Origin of the sequence: Streptomyces pseudovenezuelae, from assembly GCF_029892565.1 — a bacterium.
Classification (GTDB): Bacteria; Actinomycetota; Actinomycetes; order Streptomycetales; family Streptomycetaceae; genus Streptomyces; species Streptomyces pseudovenezuelae_A.
The window spans coordinates 494,234-513,973 of sequence record NZ_JARXVH010000004.1 but is presented as its reverse complement, the minus strand read 5'-3'; the positions used below and the strand labels follow the sequence as shown (position 1 = coordinate 513,973).

Here is a 19,740-nt window from a genome sequence, read left to right as displayed (position 1 = left end):
GCACCGCGCACGCGAGGAGGGACCGCCGGTCCCCCAAGGCCCGGCGGCCCCTCCTCTCCCCTCCTGGTGCGGCCCCGGTCCGTCACTACCGGGGCAGCACCACGACATAAGCGGCGGGGTCACGGTCGCCCGCGGCCATCAGGGCCGTGCGGACCACCGCCGCCTGCTGCTCCATCGCGTCGCGCAGCTTCTTGGGCGTGACGTAGACGACCGTGATGCCCAGCCGCTCCAGGTGCTCGCGCTTGCGGGCGTACTCCGACCACAGCGCGTCCTCGTCCTGGCGCGGCGCCCGGGTGTCGAGCTCCACGGCGACCGCCTGCTCGGGCCAGTACGCGTCCAGGCCGCCGAGGTGGGGGCCACCCGGGAGGCGCAGGTCCACGTTCCAGACCGGGTCGGGCAGGCCGTACTCGCTCACCATCCGGTACAGCCGGTCCTCCGCGATCGCCCGCCCCTCGGCCACCAGCGAGTCCACCGCGTCCACCACGTGCGGCCGGCTCAGCAGTTTCGCCGCGTTCAACTCCCGTACCACCGCCGCCGGTTCGCAGTGCCCCGAGCGCACCGCCTCGGTCAGCAGCCGGCGCACCACGTCCGGGTCCGCGAGCTGGGACACCGCGTCGGCCAGCGCACGCGCCACCGGCGCGACCGGAACTCCCAGCCTCGGCTCGGGAGTCGGCAGCGCGGCGGTGCGCACGATCCTGGCGCAGCCCGTCGAGCGCAGCCGGCGCAGCCGGGGCACCAGGACGTCGATGCGGTCCAGGGACGGCAGCGGCGGCGCGGCGGAGAAGCCGTGCAGGGCCAGCGCGGCCAGGCCCGTGACCATCACCTCCGCGTACACCGGGCGGTGCGGCTCCTGCGGGCTCGACTGGGTGGGCACCCCGGGTGCCGACTCGCGGGCCGCGTACATCAGCACCGCGTGCAGCCGCTCCTCGCCGGTCGACGGGCCCGGGTGCAGCAGCACGACACCCGGCAGGAGCTGCTGCCAGGGGCCGTCGGGTCGGCACTGTTCGTTCGTCTCCGCGGCGGACACACCGTGCGAGCGGAGCTGGGCCGCCGTCATGACCCGACGGTGGACCTCGGCGAGGTGGTGGAGCGGGCGGGGGGAGAGCGGGGTGTTGTGGTTCATGACTGGGGGTTTCCCGCGCCGGAACCGCCTTTTAACCGCTGTTACACGCTCGTCGACAAATGCGGACAAGGCGGCACTAAAGGACGGGTGTTCGGATGCCGATAAGGCCCCGAAAACCCCTGGTCCGAACGGGTTGGACCAGGGGTTACGGGTGTGATTGACCGGATTCCGTAACGGTGACCGGCGGTCTAATAGTTGGCCAAAGCCTGGGCCTGCAGCGCCCGCGCCAGATCGTCCCGCGCCTCAAGGACCAGCCGCCGCAGCGCCGGCGCCGCCCCCTCGTGCGCCGCCAGCCACGCGTCCGTCGCGTCCAGCGTCGACTGCGCGTCCTCGGCCGTCGGGTACGCCGGGAACAGCCCCCGCACCACGTCCATCCCGATCTGGATCGACCGCTGCGCCCACACCCGCTCGATCGCCGCGAAGTACTTCTCCGTGTACGGTGCCGTCAGCTCTCGCTGCGAGGGCTGCGCGAAGCCCGCGATCGTCGCCTCCACCAGCGCGTTGGACAGCGCGTCCGACTCGACCACCTGGGCCCACGCCTGCGCCTTGACGGCCGCCGAGGGCCGGGCGGCGAGACAGCGCACCTGGTGCCGCTTGCCGGACGCCGTGTCGTCCCGGGCCAGTTCGGCGGCGAGCACCGACTCGTCCACGACCCCGTGCGAGGTCAGCGGCTCAAGGAACGCCCAGCGCAGCTCCTGGTCGACCGCGAGTCCGTCGACCGTCTCGGTGCCGTCCAACAGGCCCCGCAGCAACGCCAGATCATCCGGCTCCGACGCCACCGACGCGAAGAACCGCGCCCACGCCAGCTGCTGCTCACTGCCCGCCTCGGCCCCCCGCAGATCCCGCAGCGCGATGTCCGCCAGGATCTCCCCGCCGGTCCTGCGCCACCACGGCGGCGAGTAGTTCACCAGCGCCGAGTTCGCCCACGCGTGCAGCATCTGCAGCACGCCGATGTCGGTCTCCCGGCGCCCGAACCGCGCCACCAGGTCGATGAAGTCCGGCGCGGGCAGCAGCGCGTCCCGGGTCATGTTCCACAGCGCCGACCAGCACAGGGCACGGGCCATCGGGTCGGTGAGCGCGCCCAGGTGCTCGCGCAGGGTGTCCAGCGAGGTCGCGTCGAAGCGGGTCTTGCAGAACGTGAGGTCGTCGTCGTTGACGAGGATCAGCTCCGGGGCGTCCGCACCGGCCAGTTCCACCACGACCGTCCGCGGACCGTCGACGTCCACCTCGGCCCGCTCGTACCGCACGAGACGGTTGTCCTCCATCCGGTAGAGCCCCACCGCCACCCGGTGCGGCCGCAGCTCGGGGTGGGACTCGGCCGCGTCCTGGAGGACGGTCAGCTCGGCGATGCGGCCACCCTCGACGTCCAACACCGCTTGCGGGGTGAGGGAGTTGACCCCGGCGGTCTGCAGCCAGGACCGCGCCCAGGACGCCATGTCCCGACCGCTCGTCTCCTCAAGCACCGACAGCAGGTCACCGAGGCGCGTGTTGCCGTACGCGTTCCGCTTGAAGTAGCGTCGCGCGCCCTCCAGGAACGCGTCCTGGCCGACGTACGCGACCAACTGCTTCAGTACGGAAGCCCCCTTGGCGTACGTGATGCCGTCGAAGTTGAGCTTGGCGTCCTGGAGGTCGCGGATGTCGGCGGTGACGGGGTGCGTGGAGGGGAGCTGGTCGGCGCGGTAGGCCCACGCCTTGCGGCGGTTGGCGAAGCTGATCCAGGCGTCGGTGAAGCGGGTCGCGCCGACGCTCGCGAAGACGCCCATGAAGTCGGCGAAGGACTCCTTCAGCCACAGGTCGTCCCACCACTCCATGGTGACGAGGTCGCCGAACCACATGTGCGCCATCTCGTGCAGGATCGTGTTGGCCCGGCCCGCGTACGAGGCCTGCGTCACCTTGCCCCGGAAGATGTACTCCTCGCGGAAGGTGACCAGCCCCGGGTTCTCCATCGCGCCGAGGTTGTACTCGGGCACGAACGCCTGATCGTACTTCCCGAAGGGGTACGGGTAGTCGACGTGGTCGTGGAAGAAGTCCAGGCCCTGCTTGGTGATCAGGAAGATGTCGTCCGCGTCGAAGTAGGGCGCGAGTCCCTTGCGGCACAGGGCGCCGAGCGGGATCTCCAGCTTCGTACCGTCCTCGAAGACCCGCTCGTAGGAGTCGGTCACGTAGTGGTACGGGCCCGCCGTCACGCAGGTGATGTACGTCGAGATCGGCTTCGTCTCCGCGAACCGCCACACGCCGTCGGTCAGTGTGCCGGCTCCGTTGGACCACACCGTCCAGCCCTCCGGCGCCCGCACCTCGAAGCGGTAGGGGGCCTTGAGGTCCGGCTGCTCGAAGTTGGCGAAGACGCGGCGGGCGTCGGCCGGCTCGTACTGCGTGTAGAGGTAGACCTCGCCGTCCTCGGGGTCGACGAAGCGGTGCATGCCCTCGCCGGTGCGGGAGTAGGCGCAGCGGGCGTCGACGATCAGCTCGTTGTCGGCGGCCAGGTCCTCCAGCTGGATCCGTACGCCGTCGAAGACCGCGCCGGGGTCGAGATCCCTGCCGTTGAGGGACAGGGCCGTCACGCTCGGCGCGATCAGGTCGGCGAAGCTGGTGGCGCCCGGCTCGTTGCAGCGGAACCGGATCGTGGTCACCGACCGGAAGGTGCGCGGGTCGCCGTCCCCCTCGCCGACGGCGGAACGCAGGTCGAGCGACACCTCGTACCCGTCGACGGACAGCAGGGCGGCCCGCTCCCGGGCCTCGTCACGGGACAGATTCTCACCGGGCACGGAGGCACTCCCTCGGATGGTGTTCGCTATGTGGTCAGGACCGATCCTGTCATGCGCCCCTGACCGGGGGCACCCGGGAATGAGGTGGTCCGGGCCGGTGTTGCGAGGGGGAAACGGCCGTATTCCGAGGAGACTCATGTCCGAGACCACGACCACGCCCGCCAAGACCCCCGTGGACTTCTGGTTCGACCCGCTGTGCCCCTGGGCCTGGATGACCTCCCGGTGGGTGCTGGAAGTGGAGAAGGTCCGGGACATCGAGGTCCGCTGGCACATCATGAGCCTGGCGGTGCTCAACGAGCCCAAGCTGGACGAGCTGCCCGAGGAGTACCGCGAGCTGCTGTCCACCAAGGCCTGGGCCCCGATCCGCGTGGTCACCGCGGCCTGGCAGAAGCACGGCGCCGACATCCTCGGCCCGCTCTACACCGCACTCGGCACCCGCATCCACAACCAGGGCGAGGGCCCCACCCGTGAGGCGATCGCCGGCGCGCTCGCCGACGTCGGCCTGCCCGCCGACCTGATCGACTACGCCGACCAGGAGGACTTCGAGTTCGACGCCGAGCTGCGCGCCTCCCACAAGGAGGGCATCGACAAGGTCGGCCAGGACGTCGGCACCCCCGTCATCGCCGTCCCCGGCCCCGACGGCGAGCAGATCGCCTTCTTCGGCCCGGTCGTCACCCCCGCCCCCAAGGGCGAGGAAGCGGCCCGCCTCTGGGACGGCACGGTCGCGGTCGCCTCGGTCCCCGGCTTCTACGAGATCAAGCGCAGCCGCTCGGCGGGCCCGGACTTCAGCAACCTGTAGACGTCATTCAGGGGTGGTGACCTCCTCCTCGCGGAACTTCTCGGGGAGCTGGCCACCACCCTTGGCGTGGTGCACCGGCTGATACCAGAGACAGCCCTTTGCGGTGCAGCGCCAAAGATCCCCCACGTAGTGCCGCGCCCCCTTCTCCTCCCGGACGGCGCCCTTCTCGGCGGCATTCAACATGCGGAAGTCATGCCACCCACGACAGGTCGGGCACCATTTTCGGAATGTTCGGATCACGAACTCCTCCTCGCCACGCAAGGCCAGGCCGGTAGTACACCGCGAATCGCAGGCCCCCGCCCCCGAAATCACCGGCTCCGGTCGCGTGCCGCCGTCAGCCGACCGAGGTGGTCCTCGAAACCGACGGAGTAGTACGCCGCCCGGTCCGCGTCCGGCTCCACGATGCGCGTCGGGCGGGTCCAGGCGGCCGTGTCCAGGGGGATGCCGTGGCGCTCGGCCGCCGCCATGACCGCGCCGCGGGCGCCCACCTCGCCCTCGACCACCCGGAGCGGGCGGCCCAGGACGTCGGCCAGCAGGCGCATCCACGCGGAGCTGCGCGTGCCGCCGCCGCAGACGGCGAGGGTGCCGGTCAGGCCGGCCGCCGTCAGACAGTGCCGGGCCGCGTAGCCGATGCCCTCGCAGGTGGCGCGGATCAGGTCGCCCTTCGTGGACTCCAGGCTGACGCCGGTGAGTTCGGCGCGCAGCCGCGGCTCGACGAAGGGGGCGCGTTCGCCGGACGGCGCGAAGTACGGCAGCACCCGCACGCCGTGCGCCCCGGGCGGTGTCTCGGCGAGCAGCGCGTCGACCTCCTCGTGCCGGACGCCCGTCGTCGACAGCACCCAGTCCAGGGCCGCCGTGCCGACCATCGCCGGCATGGCGCGCAGCCGGTGCCCCGGCCGGTCGGTCGAGATGTACAGCCCGGCCGGCTCACCGGTCAGGTCCAGGTCGGTGGTGGCGACCAGCGCGGCCAGACAGGTACCGACGATGAGCAGACCGTCGCCGGGGGAGGTGACACCGGCACCGAGCGCGCAGGCCGGCAGGTCGTACGGGCCGTTCGCCAGCCGCGTCCCGGCCGGCAGGCCCTCGCCGCGCGCCTCGGCGGTCGTGATCGGGTCGCCGACGGGGGCGAGCAGACCGCGCCGGTGACCCAGGCCGAGCAGCTCGACGACCCCGTCGTCGTAGGTCCGCGTGCGCGGGTCGAGGAACGGCATCGAGGCGTCGGAGACATCCGTGCCGGCAGGCGCGCCGGTCAGCCGCCGGAACACCATGTCCTTGCAGTACAGGGCGGTGGCGGCGGCGTCGAGGGACTTGGGCTCGTGCCGGTCCAGCCAGGCCAGCAGGGGGCCGGGGCAGCCCGGGAACATGGCGCTCCCGGTGCGGCGGAACACCGTCTCGAAGGTGCCGTCCGCGAACCACCGGTCGAGCAGTTCGTGGGCCCGTCCGTCCATCCAGGAGAGGGCGGACCGGACGGGCAGACCCTGCTCGTCGACCAGCCAGACACCGTCGCCCTGCCCGGTGAGCCCCGCCAAGTCGACCGGCCCCGGCACCCGCACGGTCAGCCGCCCCAGCACTCCGACGACCGCCGAGTACACCTCGTACATGTCCTGCTCGACCCGGCCCTCGTGCAGCGCGAGGCCCACGGGGCTTGCCTCGACGGCCAGTTCACGACCGGCGTGGTCGAAGGCGGCGGCCTTCACGGCGGACGTGCCCACATCGATGCCGATGTACATGCCGGGGCCTCCTCGGGGCCGGGACGGTTCACGTCGTAAGTCGGCGGCCGTTCAGGTCAGTCGGTACGCCGACGGCCACTCACGTCAGTTGATGCGCCAACGGCTTCCCCCGCACCCACCGCCCCACCTCCTCCGCCGCGATGCGCGCGGCCTTCTCCGCCACGGCGCGCGCGGCCCCGCCCAGATGCGGCGTCATCACCACCCGATCGCCGAGCCCGAACAGCCGTGACCCCTCGGGCACCGGCTCCCGTTCGTACGTGTCGAGCCCGGCGGCCGACAACTGCCCGCTCTCCAGGGCGTCGCACAGCGCGCCCTCGTCCAGCAGCGGACCCCGCGCCGCGTTCACGACCACGGAACCCCGCGGCAGCAGGGCGAGTTCGCGGGAGCCGATCAGGCCGCGGGTCTCGGGGGTGAGACGGGCGTGCAGGGTGATCACCCGGGAGCGGCGCAGGAGTTCGTCGAGGGAGGAGACCCGCAGCCCGTGGATCTCACCGCGGACATACGGGTCGTACACCATCACCTGCGCCCCGAACGCGCACAGCACCCGGGCCACCCGGCTGCCGACGGCGCCGTAGCCGACCAGTCCGACGGGGAGGTCCTCCAGCTCCAGGCCGCTGTGTTCGTAGGTGTAGTAGGTCGCGCCCTGCCAACTGCCCTGCCCGGCAAGGAGGTTGTGCGCCTGCGGGATCCGGCGCAGGGTCGAGAGCAGCAGGCCGACGGCGAACTCGGCGGTGGCGGCGGCGTTGCGGCCGGGCGCGTAGGAGACGCGGACGTCGTGGATCCTGGCCGCGTCTAGGTTGACGTTGACCGGGCCGCCCCGGCACACGACGACCAGCCGCAGCCGCGGGGCGGACTCCAGGACGCGTTCGGTGACCGGCGCCATCTGGGTGACCAGCACCTCGCGGTCGTCGGCGAGCGCCTCGATCAGTCCGTCCTCGCTGCCGCTCGCCTCCTCGACCTCGGCGACCGGCCCGAACGCTTCGAGGGGCCACGGCAGCGTCAACTCCCGTACCGACACCTCCCGTTCGCGCACCTCGTCGGCCAGGGCGCGGCTGATCAGCGGTGGTACGACGAAGTGGTCACCGGCGGCCAGGACACGAACGGGGTTGTTCGTCTCGGGGACGGGGTTGTTCATGGCGGTGGCTCTCCCGTCGGGCAGACCTCGTAACGGACCTGGTGCTCGTCCAGCTCCCGCAGGGCCTCGGCCGGCGCCCCCTCGTCGACCAGGAGCAGGTCGAAGCGGGAGAGCGGGGCGACCCGGTGCAGGGCGGTCCGGGCGAGCTTGGTGTGGTCGATCAACAGGACGTTGCGGGCGGCCGAGTCGAGCATCGCCCGCTTCACCGACACGATGTGCTGCTCCTGGTGGTACGCGTAACCCCCGTGCACGGCCGACGTCGACGCGAAGCAGACGTCCACCCGCAGCGCCTGGACCGCCTCGACGCAGGAGACGCCGAGGAAGGAGGAGTGCAGGGGGTCGTAGTCGCCGCCGAGGGCCATCAGGTGGATACCGGGCTGGTCGGCGAGGAGGGTGATGGCCTCCAGGAAGTTGGTGACCACGGTCAGCGGGGTGATCTCGCCGAGACGGAGTCTGCGGGCCAGCTCCAGGGCGGTCGTGGAGTCGTCCAGCATGATCGCCATACCGGGTTCGAGGTGCTTCACCGCGCGGTCGGCGATCGCGGCCTTCTCGGCGTGCATGGTCTTCAGGCGGTACTGCACGTTCGACTCGAAGACACCGGACGGCTGCGCGGTCACCCCGCCCCTGAACTTCCGTACGATCCCCTGCCGTTCGAGCTCGTCGAGGTCACGGTGGATCGTCATCAGGCTCACGCCGAAGCGCTCGGCGAGGTCGGCGGCGGTCGCGGAACCCTCGGCGAGAACGAGTTCGGCCAGGGCCGTGCGGCGGACGGCGGGGCCCTGCTGTGCGCTGCCGGTCATGGCCCCCCGATTCGTGGTCATCCGTCGCCGTCATCCGTCGTACTGGACCGCCAACCGAGCGTGTAACGGCGAAAGTCGGCCGTCAATCCCTCGCGCGAGCGAAAAACTGGGGTCAATATCGATGATGGGTGTGAAGTTCACAGAGTCGGTCGTGACGCGTGGGAGGTCCGGATGGCGGCGGATGCGAGCGAGGCGTGGCTGGGCGTCGACCTGGGCACGCAGAGCGTCCGCGTGCTGCTGGTCACGGCCGACGGGACGGTCCTCGGCCGGGGCTCGGCACCGCTCGCCGGACGCCGGGACGGGGTGCGGCACGAGCAGGATCCGGAGGAGTGGTGGCAGGCGCTGCGCAGGGCGTCCCGGGCCGCACTCGCCGACCGGCTGCACGTACGCGTCGGCGGCCTCGCGGTGTGCGGGACCTCGGGCACGGTCCTCCTGACGGACGGCACCGGCCGCCCGGTGAGCCCCGCGCTCATGTACGACGACAGCCGCGCCACGACCCAGGCGGCACGGGCCCGGCGGGCAGGACTGGCGGTGCAGGACACGTGGGCGCTGCCGAAGGTGTTGTGGCTGGTGGGGGAGTACGGGGGTGAGATGGGCGGCGGTGCGAGGACAGGCGGTGCGGGGGCGGCCGGCGAGACCTCACCGAGCCGCCGTCCCCACCCTCGCCCTCATCTCCACTCCCGTCCCCATCCCCACCTCCGCCTGGTCCACCCGCCCCGCCCGCCCCGCCTCCGTCTGGCCCACCAGCCCGACCTGGTCGTCGCCCGGCTCATCGGCGAGCCGCCGCCCGCCGACTCCAGTCACGCCCTCAAGACCGGCTACGACCTGGAGGCCGGCACCTGGCCGGAGGCCGCGCTCGCCGAACTGGGCCTGCCCGACGAGCTGTTCCCCGATGTCGTACGCCCCGGTACGCGGCTCGGCGAGGTCACGTCGGCCGCCGCCGAGGCGACCGGCATCCCCGCCGGTACGCCCGTGATCGCCGGGATGACCGACGGCTGCGCGGCGCAGATCGCGGCGGGCGCGCTGCGGCCCGGCTCCTGGAACTCGGTGCTCGGCACCACGCTGGTCCTCAAGGGCGCGTCCGTCACGCCGGTCCGGGACGAGACCGGAGTGGTCTACAACCACCGTGCGCCGGACGGGACTTGGCTGCCGGGCGGGGCGTCGAGCGTGGGCGCGGGCGTGCTGACCGCGGCCTTCTCGGGCGCCGACCCGGCCGCGATGGACGCACGGGCGGCGGCTTACGAGCCGTCCGGCGCGGTGACGTACCCGCTGGTGTCGCCGGGCGAACGGTTCCCGTTCCTGGCGCCGGCCGCCTCGGCGATCGTGCTGGGCGAGCCCGCCGACACGGCCGACCTGTGGGCGTCCCTGCTGCAGGGCGTCGCCTTCGCGGAGCGGCTCTGCCTGGACTACCTGGACCATCTCGGCGCCCCGCTGGACGGCCCTCTCACCTTCACCGGGGGTGCCGCCCGCAGCGCGTACTGGAACCAACTGCGCGTCGACGTCCTGGGCCGCCCCGCCCGCGTGCCCCACCAGACCGAACCGGCCCTGGGCATGGCCGCGTTGGCCGCCCACGGCACCGGCCAGGGCCCCCTGCCGGAGGTCGCCGAACGCATGGTCCGCATCCACACGGTCCTCGAACCCGACCCCGCCCGCACGGCCCTGTTCGCCGGGCCGTACGCCCGCCTGATCAACGAACTGACGGCAAGGGGCTGGCTCCCGGCGCCGGTTGCGGCACACGCCCATGCCCGACTCAAGGGGACGGCGCCGGACTGACCCCTCGCCGCGAGCGGTCGTGGCCGGCCTCGGCCCGCAGCCCCCCCGCCCCATTTCTCCGCACGCGCCGCGTACGCGTACTCGCCCCGACCCTGGATACTCCGAAGCCATGAGCACCACCCTTCTGCTGGCCAGGCACGGGCAGACCGTCTGGCACGACGAGAACCGTTACGCCGGTGTCAGTGACATCCCGTTGACCCCCGTCGGGCGGGCACAGGCCGAGGCGTTGGGGCAGTGGGTCGCCACTCGTCCGGTCGACGCGGTGTGGACCTCCCCGCTGTCCCGGGCCGTGGCCACGGCCGAACCAGCCTGCCGTGCCCTCGGCTTGGTCCCGTCCCTCGACCCCGACCTGCGGGAGTGCGACTTCGGGGTGGTGGAGGGGCGCACGCTCGCGGAGTTCGCGGCGGCCTACCCGACGCGGGCCGAGGCCTTCCGCGTCGATCCGGCCGCCAACCCCTTCCCCGGCGCCGAGGACCCACGGGCCGCCGCCACACGCGGAGCGGCGGCCCTGCGCCGAATCGCCGCCGCGCACTACGGCGAACGTGTCCTGGTGGTCGCCCACAACACCCTGTTCCGCCTGGTCCTGTGCACTCTGCTGTCCATCCCGGCCAGGGAGTACCGCAGGGTCTTCCCGCGCCTGCGCAACGCGGCGATCACCGAACTCCGGGTCGGCATCACGGGATCGACGGCACTGCTCTCCCTCAACGTGCCCTGCGAACCGGACCAGCCGTAGATCCGCACGACCGTCGGTCCGGACACGGGAAGCCCCTGGGAGTCACGTCCTCCCAGGGGCTTCCGTCATTCCGCCTGCCGGGTGAAGGTTGAGAAGACGATCACGAGGCAGGACGCTCAAGGTGCCCTCAGGGGGCGAGCAGCAGCACGTCCGCGCGGGACCTGGCGGCCTCGTAACGCCGGGCCACGTCCTGCCAGTTGACGACCTGCCACATGGCCTCGATGAAGTCGACCTTCTGGTTGCGGTACTGGAGATAGAAGGCGTGCTCCCAGGCGTCGAAGACGAGGATCGGGGTCGCGCCCTGCCCGACGTTGCCCTGGTGGTCGTAGACCTGCTCGACGATCAGCCGCCCGCTGAGCGGCTCGTAGGCGAGGACACCCCAGCCCGAACCCTGCGTGGTCGCCGCCGCCTTGGAGAGCTGCGCCTTGAAGTGGGCGTACGACCCGAAGGACTCGGCGACCGCGTCCGCCAACTCGCCCACACCGTCCGCCGCCAGCGGCTCCCCGCCGCCGTCGCCGGTCATGTTGTGCCAGTAGATCGAGTGCAGGATGTGCCCGGAGAGATGGAAGGCCAGGTTCTTCTCCAGCCCGTTGATCGCCCCCCACGACTCCTTGTCCCGCGCCTCCGCGAGCTGCTCCAGCGTGTCGTTGGCACCCTTCACATAGGCCGCGTGGTGCTTGTCGTGGTGCAGCTCGACGATCTCGGGGCTGATCACGGGGGCGAGCGCGGAGTAGTCGTACGGCAGGTCGGGAAGCGTGTAGACGGGCATGGGTGGGTTCCCCTCCGAACCTCTTATTGCATATGATTTGCAACTACACGCTATCAGCAAGAGTGCCGGGTGGGGTGTCGGGGCGCGCGGCGCTGCCGGACGTACCCCACCCCCGCCAGCACCACCGTCATCACCCCGGTCGCATACAACTGCACCTGAGTCCCGGGCTCCCGGAGCATGAGGACGAAGATCGCCGCCATCCCGGCCATCGCGACCCACGTCAGCACCGGGAACGCCCACATGCGGACGGCCAGTTGATCGGGGGCCTCTCGGTTCAGCCGGGCGCGGAGGCGGAGTTGGGAGACGGCGATCAGGGTCCAGACGACCAGGATCACCGCGCCGATCATGTTGAGGAGCCAGGAGAAGACGTTGTCCGGGCGCCAGTAGCTGAGGACCACGCAGCCGAAGCCGAAGGCGGAGGAGGTGAGTACGGCGGTCCGCGGGACGCCGGCCGAGACGCGGCCCAGGGACTTCGGGCCGTGGCCCCGGGCCACCAGGGAGTAGGCGATGCGCGAGGAGCCGTAGACATTGGCGTTCATCGCGGAGAGCAGGGCGACCAGCATGACGACGTTCATGACCTGGGCGGCACCGGGGATGCCCAGCTGCTCAAGCGCGGCGACGTACGGGCCGTCCTCGACGAGCGACTTGGCGTCCCAGGGGACGAGGGTGACGATGACCGCCATCGAGCCGATGTAGAAGAGCGCGATGCGCCACATCGCCGTACGGACCGCGCTCGCCACACCCCGCACCGGGTCCTGCGACTCGGCCGCCGCGATGGTGACCGTCTCCAGACCGCCGTACGCGAAGAGCGAGGCGAGGACGCCGACGACCAGGCCCTCGCTGCCGTGCGGGAGGAAGTCGGTGAGGTGCGAGGTGCCGGGGGAGTCCGTGCCGGGGAGTGCGCCGGCGACGGCCAGTACGCCCAGGACCAGGAATAGGACGATCGCGCCCACCTTCAGGGCCGCGAACCAGAACTCGAACTCGCCGAAGTTCTTCACGGCGGCCAGGTTCGTGGCGCAGAAGACCGCCATGAACAGGGCGTCCCAGGCCCACTCCGGCGTCCCCGGCAGCCAGCCCGTGACGATCTTCGCGGCGCCGATGCCCTCCAGACCCACGGCCGTGCAGAGCAGCACCCAGTACGACCAGCCCGCGGTGAAACCCGCCCAGGGCCCGATCGCCCGCTCGGCGTGCGCCGAGAAGGAACCCGACGACGGATACGCCGCCGACATCTCCCCGAGCATCCGCATCACCAGCATCACGAGGAGGCCGGAGAGCGTGTACGCGACGACGATCGACGGACCGGCGGCGGCGATCCCGGCGCCGGAGCCCACGAACAGGCCCGCGCCGATCACCCCGCCGAGGGCGATCATCGACAGATGGCGCTGCTTCAGGCCATGCGAGAGGGGTGCGTCTGCGGGCCGGTCGGGGGGTGTGCGCGGGGCGGTGCTGCTGGGCGTGGGCGTGGGCGTGGACATGGGCGCGGTTCGTCCAAGGAGTGAGACGGCAAAAACGCCCACAGTCTGGGCGGCCTCCCCTCTCGGAAGGGGAGGCCGCCCACTATCCGGACGTGTGCGCCACGTGGTGTGACGGACTGCTTACACGGACCGCTTACGCGGCCAGTGGGATCGCTACGGGGGTGTAGTGCGAGGCGTCGCCCTCGATCGCGTAGCTCTCCTTGCCCTCGATGCCGACGGGCACGTCACCGGCGACGGTCACGCGGTTCAGGCGGCGCGGGAGACCGTCGTAGTTGTCGACGGCGCAGTGCTGGGTGATGCGGTTGTCGAAGAGGACGAGCTGGTTCGGGGACCAGCGGTGGCGCAGGATGTTCTCCGGGCGGGTGACGTACGACTGGAGCAGGTCGAGGATCTTGCGGGACTCGCCGACCGACAGGCCCACGATCCGCTGCGCGAACCCGCCGATGAACAGGCCGCGTTCACCGGTCAGCGGGTGGACGCGGACCACCGGGTGGGCCGTACGGAACTTGATGGACGTGAACTGGGCGCGCTGGGCGGCCTTGTCCTCGTCGATGTCCTCCACCGGCACCGCGTAGTCGTAGTCGTTGGTGTGCTCGGCCCACAGGGTGTCGGCCAACTCGCGCAGCGGCTGCGGCAGTTGGCGGTAGGCGGCGGCCGAGCTGGTGATCAGGGTCTCGCCGCCGTACGGCGGGAGCGTGATGCTGCGCAGGGTGCTGGCCTGCGGCGGGTTGAGGACGAAGGTGACGTCGGTGTGCCAGTGGTTGGCGCGGCCCTGCTCGCTGTCGACGGGCAGCACGTTCGGGGCACCGGCGACGGACGGCACGGTCGGGTGGGCGGTGGTGAGGTCGCCGAAGTGCCGGGCGAACGCCTCCTGGCCGGCGTCGTCGAGGTGGACGTCGTCGAAGACCAGGGCCTTGTGGGCGTTGAGGGCCTCGCGGAGGGCGGCGACCGTGTCCTGCGCCAACGGCTGGGAGATGTCGACGCCGGAGACGCGGGCGCCGATGTGGGCGGTGACCTTCTGGATGTCGAGTGTCATGACCTGGGCCTTTCAGACGAGAGCGGGTGTCTGGACGTACTGGTTGGCGGGGCGGGGGAGGCCGTAGCGCTCCCGGAGGGTCCGGCGGGGGCCGTACTCCTGGCGGAGCAGCCCGCGGGTGCGCAGGATCGGGACGACCTGGTCGACGAAGGCGTCGAGGCCCGAAGGCAGCACCGCCGGCATGATGTTGAAGCCGTCGGCCGCGCCCTGTGTGAACCAGGTCTCGATGGCGTCGGCGACCTGTTCGGGTGTGCCCGCGAAGGTGAGGTGCCCGCGCCCGCCGCCGAGCCGCCCGATCAGCTCCCGCACGGTGAGGCGGTCGCGCCGGGCGAGTTCCACCACGAGGGTGTAGCGGCTCTTGGCGCCCTCGACGGCGTCCTCGGAGGGCAGGTCGGCCGGCAACCGGGCATCCAACTCCAGCGAGCCGGCGGGCAGTTGCAGCAGCCGCTCCAGCCGGTCCACCCCGTGCTCGTACACGATGTGGTCCTCCAGCAGCCGCTCGTTCGCCCGCGCCTCCGCCTCCGTGGAACCGAGCACCGGCACGATCCCGGGCAGCACCTTGATGTGATCGGGGTCCCGACCGGCCGCCGCGGTACGGGACTTGAGGTCGGCGTAGAACGCCCGCGCGTCCTCGACGGTCTGCTGCGCGGTGAACACCGCCTCCGCGTACCGCGCGGCGAACGCCTTCCCGTCCTCGGACGAGCCCGCCTGCACGAGCAGCGGGTAACCCTGGGGCGAACGCGGCACGTTGAGCGCGCCCTCGACGCTGAAGTACGCCCCCCGATGCCGAGGCGGATGGATCTTCGCGTCGTCGCCCCACACCCCGGCGGCCTTGTCCGCGAGGATCGTGTCGTCCTCCCAGCTGTCCCAGAGCTTGAGCGCCACATCGAGGAACTCGGCGGCCCGCGCGTACCGTTCCGCGTGCGCGGGCTCGGCATCCAGCCCGAAGTTCCGAGCGGCCTCCGCCCCGGCCGTGGTGACGATGTTCCACCCCGCCCTTCCACCGCTGATGATGTCCAGCGAGGCGAACTTCCGGGCCAGGTTGTAGGGCGAGTTGTAGGACGTCGACGCGGTGGCGATCAGCCCGATGTGCTCGGTCGCCGTCGCGAGCGCGGTGAGCAGCGTGAGCGGTTCCAGCGCGCCGGCCGGCCGCTGCGCGAGGTTGTTCCAGAGCTGCGGCCCGTCGGCGAGGAAGAGTGAGTCGAAGGTCCCGCGTTCGGCGGTCCGGGCCAGCCGCACGTAGTGGTCGAGGCGGACGTGCGCGTAGGGGTCGCTCTCGGGGAGCCGCCAGGAGGCTTCGTGGTGGCCGGTGTTCATGAGGAAGGCGTTGAGGTGGAGTTGACGGGTCATCAGTGGACCTCCGTGACACCGAGTGCGGCGAGCAGTCGCTCTCGGTATTCGCTGAGCAGGGGATCGCGGTAGGAGCGGGGATGGGGACGGTCGATGGCCAGGTCGAGACCGACCCGCCCCGCATCAAGCACCAGCACCCGGTCCGCGAGGACGATCGCCTCGTCCACGTCGTGCGTGACCAGCAGGACCGAGGGGCGATGCCGTTCCCACAACTCCCTCAGCAGTGCGTGCATCTTGATCCGCGTAAGGGCGTCCAGCGCCCCGAACGGCTCGTCGGCCAGCAGGAGTTCGGGCTCCCGGACCAGCGAGCGGGCGAGTGCGGCGCGTTGTGCCTCGCCACCGGACAGTTCACCCGGCCAGGCCCGCTCCCGGCCGGCGAGACCGACCTCGGCGAGAGCGGCCCGGCCCCTCTCCTCGCCGCCCGTCCCCAGCAGTACGTTGTCCAGCACCCGCCGCCACGGCAGCAGCCGCGAGTCCTGGAAGACGACCGACACCCTTTCCGGGGCGGTGAGCCGCCCGCTCCCGGCGACCTCGTGGTCGAGGCCCGCGACGGCCCGCAGCAGCGTGGACTTGCCGGAGCCGCTGTGCCCGAGGAGGGCCACGAACTGTCCGGCGGGGATGTCGAGATCGAGGCCGTCGAGGACCGTACGCCCCTCGAACGACCGGGTGAGGCCGCGCAGTCGGACGGCGGTGGGACGGGTCAGTTGCTCAGTGTGCGGCGCCACGACAGCACCCTCCGTTCGATGAGACGGACCGCGCTGTCGGAGATCAGACCGAAGACCCCGTAGATGAGGAGGCCGACGAGGATGACGTCGGACTGGCCGTAGTTGGTGGCCTGGAACATCATGTAGCCGAGGCCGCTGGTGGCGTTGATCTGCTCCAGGACCACCAGGCCAAGCCAGGAGCCGGTGACACCGAGCCGGAGTCCCACGAAGAATCCGGGCAGCGCGCCGGGGATCACGATCTGCCGGACGAACTGGATCCTCGACAGGCCCTGGACCTCGGCGAGTTCGACGTAGCGGCTGTCGATGCCGGACAGCGCGGCGTGCGTGTTCAGGTAGATCGGGATGTAGACGACGATCGCGATGATGGCGACCTTGAAGGTCTCGCCGATGCCCAGCCAGAGGATGAACAGCGGGATCAGACCGAGGGTCGGGATCGCCCGGTTGAGCTGCACGGTCCCGTCGATCAGTGCCTCCCCGACCCGGCTGAGCCCCGACGCGAGGGCCAACAGCACCCCGGCGGTCAGCCCGATCGCGAAGCCGTACGCGGCCCGTTCCAGCGAGGTCAGCACATCGGTCGGCAGCGTGCCGTCGGTCCACAGCCGCCCGGCGGTCCGCGCCACCGTCCAGGGCGCCGGGATCGCCCCGGGGTCCAACTGCCCGGCCGCGGAGGCGATCGCCCACAGGCCGATGAACAGGGCGGGCCCGATCAGCCGGGCGGCGGGCAGCCGTCTGCCGGGGGAGAGCCGGCGCCGCCTGCGCACCCGGTGGACCGTGTCCTCGACGGCCACGGCGTCGGCGCTCACGGTGGTGGTGCTCACGGCGCTCACTTGCGGTACTCCGCCGGTACGGCCCGCGCGGCGATGGCCTCGAAGCGGCGGTCGAAGAGCGAGTCGACCTTGAAGCTCTTCACGAAGCCGCCCTCGGCGAGCAGATCGGCGGTCTCCTGCTCCCACTTCACCGACTCGTCCCAACTCGGCGGGAACAGGGGCTTGTTGGCGAGCTTGGTGATGCCCTCGGCCTGGGGGAGGGTCAGGTTCTGCGTCTTGACGTAGAACTCCTCGTTCCAGGTGTCGGGGTGCTCGTACTGCCACACCTGGCCCTGCGCCCACTGCGGGATGTATGCGGCGACCGCGGCCGCCTTCGCCGGGTCGGCCAGCACGGAGGCCGGCGCCCACAGCAGGTTGAGCAGGTCGACGACGTCCGTGTCGATGGTGCGGGCGCCCTTGGACCCGTACTGCTGGAGATAGGCGGGCGCCTGGCTGTTGCCGAGCGGGGCGACGTCCACCTGGCCCGACTGCAGGGCGGTGAAGAACTGGTTGCTGGTCAGCGGGACCAGCTTCACCTCGTCGTACTTGAGCCCCGCCTGCTTCAACGCCCGCAGCAGCACGACGCCTTGGGCCTGGCCCTGCGAGAAGGCGAGCTTGCGGCCCTTGAAGTCGGCGACCGTGCGGATGTCGCTGCCGGGTTTGGTGGCGAAGAGGTAGTTGGGCTTCCGGGTCACATTGATCGCGACGATTTTCGCGTCGAAGCCCTGATAGTGCGCCTGGATCGGTGGAATACCGGCGTTGTTGGCCAGGTCGAGGGACTTGGCGCGGAATGCGTTGATGACATCGGGACCGGCCCCGATGTTCAGCCAACTCGACACCGTGAACGGCAGCTTGGGCAGTTTCGCCAGCTTGAACTGCAGTTGCTGGGTGTTCAGATATGAGGAGATCTTCAGGCTGGTACCGGCCGGGACCTTCTCGGCGAGCGGGGCGGAGAGGTCGGCCGCCGACTTGGCGGAGGCCGTGGTGCCGCCCGCGCAGCCGGTCAGCCCGACCGCCGCGACACCGAGCGCGGAGGCCAGAAAGAGGCGTCGATCGACACCGGAAACAGTTGGAGAAGGCATGGGAGGGCTCCCTGAGCGCATAGACGTGTGCATAGACGTGTGCATAGGTGAGTGCATAGGCAGGAAGGCAGGCGGAATTCCGGGCACAGAAAGCCCGAGCAAGGGGAATTCACGCAGGAAGAGATACGCGCTCCGGGCGCGTCACCGCGTCAGCAACAAAGGGTGCGACAGGTCATGAGAACGATGCTCCTGGTCACCGGCGTTCCCTGTCAACATTCGGAGTTTCTGAATTAAGTAGCCTCAGGTCAGGCACTCAGCGGATCCCGGTACAGCACGTCGAGCACCACCGAACCGCCCGCCACCGCGAGCACGGAGTCCGGGAAACTCGTCGGCACGACGGACCCGGCACGCTCGTCGCCGACCCCTTCGCGCAGTGCGGCGAGGCAGTCCTCCCGGTGCATGACCCCGACCTCGGTCACCACCACCGTCTCCGGGTTGAGCACGTCGAGGAGCAGCCGTACCGCCCGGCCGACCGCGCCCGCCCGCTCCACCAGCAGCCGGACCGCTCGCGCGTCACCGGCCGCCGCCGCGGCGAGCACGTGCATCGGGTTCACCCCGTCGACGACACCGGCACGCCGGGCCCGCAGGCACAGTGTCCGTTCGCTCAACTCGGCCTGGAGGCAGCCCGTTCGGCCGCACTCGCACGGCTCCGTGCCGCCCGGCACCGGCAGATGCGCGATGACACCGGCCTGTGAACGCGGCCCGTGGTGCACCTCGTCGCCCGCCGCGAACGCCGAGTCGACGACGTTGCCGACGAACAGGTGCAGCACGCTCCGGCTGCCCCGCACCCGCCCGAACAGCCGCTCCCCGTTCACCAACGCCCGTGCGTGCCCGTCGACATGGACCGGCAGCCCGGTGCGCGCGCCGAGCATCTCCCGCACCGGGACGTCCCGCCAGCCCAGCAGGCCGTGCTCGACGACGGTCCCCGAATCGCGGTCCACCCAGCCGCCGACGGCCACCCCGACACCCAGCGGCCGGCTGCCGCGCGCCTCGGCGAGCAGCGCGTCCAGCCCCTCGGCGGCCCGCGCCAGCACCCACGCCGGATCGGTCCGCTCGTGCTTCAACTCCCGCCGGGCGACCACCTGTCCACGCAGATCCAGCAGCGCGACCGTGGTGTACGGCACCGCCACATGCACCCCGCCGACCACGAACCGCGAGTCGTCCAGGTCGACCGGCACATGCGGCCGCCCCACCCCCTTGGAGCGCCGGGGCGCCGACGCCTCGCGGATCAGGCCGAGTTCGGTGAACCGGGCGCAGTAGTCCGTCACCGACGCCGGCGACAGACCCGTGAGCCGGGCGATGGTGCTGCGCGCCACCGGCCCGTGCTCCAGCACGGACCGCAGCACGACACTCGCACTCGTCCGCCGCCGGTCGGGATCGGCGGCGCGTGGCAGGGAGGGCGTGGAAGAAGACGATGTGGAAGAAGACGATGTGGAAGAAGGGGGACTGGTGAGCATGGAGGCCATGGCGTTTTCATCCTCGGGAACGGGTCCGACAGTGCGCCGTCAGTCGATTCGAGGCGCACCGGATCCGCTCCGCCCGCCCCGCTAACTCCGGCGACAGCCGGACGCGCCGACGCGCCGCAGGTCGACATGGCGACGCGACGAGAAGTTCCGGGCCTGGGCATGCATGGGGGAAG

At 71.3% G+C, this 19,740-nt stretch carries 17 protein-coding genes; 3 read left to right on the top strand and 14 right to left on the bottom strand.

Features of this window, described 5'->3' with window-relative positions:
* Nucleotides 1–85 precede the first annotated feature (85 nt).
* A complete protein-coding gene (locus M2283_RS15125; protein WP_280876707.1) occupies nucleotides 86–1,123 on the bottom strand; it encodes a hypothetical protein in 1,038 nt (345 codons plus the stop codon).
* Nucleotides 1,124–1,311: 188 nt separating this feature from the next.
* Nucleotides 1,312–3,888 (bottom strand): aminopeptidase N, encoded by a 2,577-nt coding sequence (gene pepN / locus M2283_RS15120; RefSeq protein WP_280876706.1) that lies wholly within the window; start codon nucleotides 3,886–3,888, stop codon nucleotides 1,312–1,314.
* Between the two features lie 136 nt (nucleotides 3,889–4,024).
* On the opposite strand from pepN, the gene M2283_RS15115 reads away from it, so the two are divergent.
* Nucleotides 4,025–4,687, top strand: coding sequence for a DsbA family protein (locus M2283_RS15115; protein ID WP_280876705.1), 663 nt, complete (start codon nucleotides 4,025–4,027; stop codon nucleotides 4,685–4,687).
* Nucleotides 4,688–4,690: 3 nt separating this feature from the next.
* On the opposite strand, the gene M2283_RS15110 is transcribed toward M2283_RS15115, so the two are convergent.
* From M2283_RS15110 to M2283_RS15095, 4 genes are all read right to left on the bottom strand, one after another.
* Nucleotides 4,691–4,870 (bottom strand): hypothetical protein, encoded by a 180-nt coding sequence (locus tag M2283_RS15110; RefSeq protein ID WP_280876704.1) that lies wholly within the window; start codon nucleotides 4,868–4,870, stop codon nucleotides 4,691–4,693.
* 125 nt (nucleotides 4,871–4,995) lie between these two features.
* Nucleotides 4,996–6,417, bottom strand: coding sequence for an FGGY-family carbohydrate kinase (locus M2283_RS15105; protein ID WP_280876703.1), 1,422 nt, complete (start codon nucleotides 6,415–6,417; stop codon nucleotides 4,996–4,998).
* A gap of 79 nt (nucleotides 6,418–6,496) precedes the next feature.
* Entirely contained in the window at nucleotides 6,497–7,552 is a 1,056-nt protein-coding gene (locus M2283_RS15100; protein ID WP_280876702.1) for a 2-hydroxyacid dehydrogenase, read from the bottom strand.
* Nucleotides 7,549–8,373 (bottom strand): DeoR/GlpR family DNA-binding transcription regulator, encoded by an 825-nt coding sequence (locus M2283_RS15095; RefSeq protein ID WP_432423079.1) that lies wholly within the window; start codon nucleotides 8,371–8,373, stop codon nucleotides 7,549–7,551. Before M2283_RS15095 ends, M2283_RS15100 begins: the two co-directional genes overlap by 4 nt.
* A gap of 150 nt (nucleotides 8,374–8,523) precedes the next feature.
* On the opposite strand from M2283_RS15095, the gene M2283_RS15090 reads away from it, so the two are divergent.
* Nucleotides 8,524–10,125 (top strand): FGGY-family carbohydrate kinase, encoded by a 1,602-nt coding sequence (locus M2283_RS15090; RefSeq protein ID WP_280876701.1) that lies wholly within the window; start codon nucleotides 8,524–8,526, stop codon nucleotides 10,123–10,125.
* 109 nt (nucleotides 10,126–10,234) lie between these two features.
* Nucleotides 10,235–10,858: a histidine phosphatase family protein gene (locus tag M2283_RS15085; RefSeq protein ID WP_280876700.1), complete on the top strand. Its 624-nt coding sequence runs from the start codon at nucleotides 10,235–10,237 to the stop codon at nucleotides 10,856–10,858.
* A gap of 127 nt (nucleotides 10,859–10,985) precedes the next feature.
* On the opposite strand, the gene M2283_RS15080 is transcribed toward M2283_RS15085, so the two are convergent.
* The 8 genes from M2283_RS15080 to M2283_RS15045 form a co-directional block, all read right to left on the bottom strand.
* A complete protein-coding gene (locus tag M2283_RS15080; RefSeq protein WP_280876699.1) occupies nucleotides 10,986–11,627 on the bottom strand; it encodes a superoxide dismutase in 642 nt (213 codons plus the stop codon).
* A gap of 53 nt (nucleotides 11,628–11,680) precedes the next feature.
* Nucleotides 11,681–13,102, bottom strand: coding sequence for an amino acid permease (locus tag M2283_RS15075; RefSeq protein WP_280876698.1), 1,422 nt, complete (start codon nucleotides 13,100–13,102; stop codon nucleotides 11,681–11,683).
* A gap of 133 nt (nucleotides 13,103–13,235) precedes the next feature.
* Nucleotides 13,236–14,138: a TauD/TfdA dioxygenase family protein gene (locus M2283_RS15070; RefSeq protein WP_280876697.1), complete on the bottom strand. Its 903-nt coding sequence runs from the start codon at nucleotides 14,136–14,138 to the stop codon at nucleotides 13,236–13,238.
* Between the two features lie 12 nt (nucleotides 14,139–14,150).
* A complete protein-coding gene (locus M2283_RS15065) occupies nucleotides 14,151–15,488 on the bottom strand; it encodes an LLM class flavin-dependent oxidoreductase (RefSeq protein WP_280876696.1) in 1,338 nt (445 codons plus the stop codon).
* Nucleotides 15,488–16,213 (bottom strand): ABC transporter ATP-binding protein, encoded by a 726-nt coding sequence (locus M2283_RS15060; protein WP_280876695.1) that lies wholly within the window; start codon nucleotides 16,211–16,213, stop codon nucleotides 15,488–15,490. The genes M2283_RS15065 and M2283_RS15060 overlap by 1 nt, the downstream gene beginning before the upstream one ends.
* Nucleotides 16,189–17,040, bottom strand: a complete 852-nt coding sequence (locus tag M2283_RS15055) for an ABC transporter permease (RefSeq protein ID WP_432423078.1) — start codon at nucleotides 17,038–17,040, stop codon at nucleotides 16,189–16,191. The genes M2283_RS15060 and M2283_RS15055 overlap by 25 nt, the downstream gene beginning before the upstream one ends.
* Nucleotides 17,037–18,101, bottom strand: a complete 1,065-nt coding sequence (locus M2283_RS15050; RefSeq protein ID WP_280876693.1) for an ABC transporter substrate-binding protein — start codon at nucleotides 18,099–18,101, stop codon at nucleotides 17,037–17,039. Before M2283_RS15050 ends, M2283_RS15055 begins: the two co-directional genes overlap by 4 nt.
* Nucleotides 18,102–18,346: 245 nt before the next feature.
* Nucleotides 18,347–19,558 (bottom strand): ROK family protein, encoded by a 1,212-nt coding sequence (locus tag M2283_RS15045; protein WP_280876977.1) that lies wholly within the window; start codon nucleotides 19,556–19,558, stop codon nucleotides 18,347–18,349.
* Between the last annotated feature and the right edge of the window lie 182 nt (nucleotides 19,559–19,740).

Bases quoted from the DNA above. Each gene is read 5' to 3' on its own strand.
- M2283_RS15125 (WP_280876707.1), bottom strand. From the start codon at position 1,123: ATGAACCACAACACCCCGCTCTCCCCCCGCCCGCTCCACCACCTCGCC.
- M2283_RS15115 (WP_280876705.1), top strand. From the start codon at position 4,025: ATGTCCGAGACCACGACCACGCCCGCCAAGACCCCCGTGGACTTCTGG.
- M2283_RS15110 (WP_280876704.1), bottom strand. From the start codon at position 4,870: ATGTTGAATGCCGCCGAGAAGGGCGCCGTCCGGGAGGAGAAGGGGGCG.
- M2283_RS15105 (WP_280876703.1), bottom strand. From the start codon at position 6,417: ATGTACATCGGCATCGATGTGGGCACGTCCGCCGTGAAGGCCGCCGCC.
- M2283_RS15100 (WP_280876702.1), bottom strand. From the start codon at position 7,552: ATGAACAACCCCGTCCCCGAGACGAACAACCCCGTTCGTGTCCTGGCC.
- M2283_RS15095 (WP_432423079.1), bottom strand. From the start codon at position 8,373: ATGACCACGAATCGGGGGGCCATGACCGGCAGCGCACAGCAGGGCCCC.
- M2283_RS15090 (WP_280876701.1), top strand. From the start codon at position 8,524: ATGGCGGCGGATGCGAGCGAGGCGTGGCTGGGCGTCGACCTGGGCACG.
- M2283_RS15085 (WP_280876700.1), top strand. From the start codon at position 10,235: ATGAGCACCACCCTTCTGCTGGCCAGGCACGGGCAGACCGTCTGGCAC.
- M2283_RS15080 (WP_280876699.1), bottom strand. From the start codon at position 11,627: ATGCCCGTCTACACGCTTCCCGACCTGCCGTACGACTACTCCGCGCTC.
- M2283_RS15075 (WP_280876698.1), bottom strand. From the start codon at position 13,102: ATGTCCACGCCCACGCCCACGCCCAGCAGCACCGCCCCGCGCACACCC.
- M2283_RS15070 (WP_280876697.1), bottom strand. From the start codon at position 14,138: ATGACACTCGACATCCAGAAGGTCACCGCCCACATCGGCGCCCGCGTC.
- M2283_RS15065 (WP_280876696.1), bottom strand. From the start codon at position 15,488: ATGACCCGTCAACTCCACCTCAACGCCTTCCTCATGAACACCGGCCAC.
- M2283_RS15050 (WP_280876693.1), bottom strand. From the start codon at position 18,101: ATGCCTTCTCCAACTGTTTCCGGTGTCGATCGACGCCTCTTTCTGGCC.
- M2283_RS15045 (WP_280876977.1), bottom strand. From the start codon at position 19,558: ATGCTCACCAGTCCCCCTTCTTCCACATCGTCTTCTTCCACATCGTCT.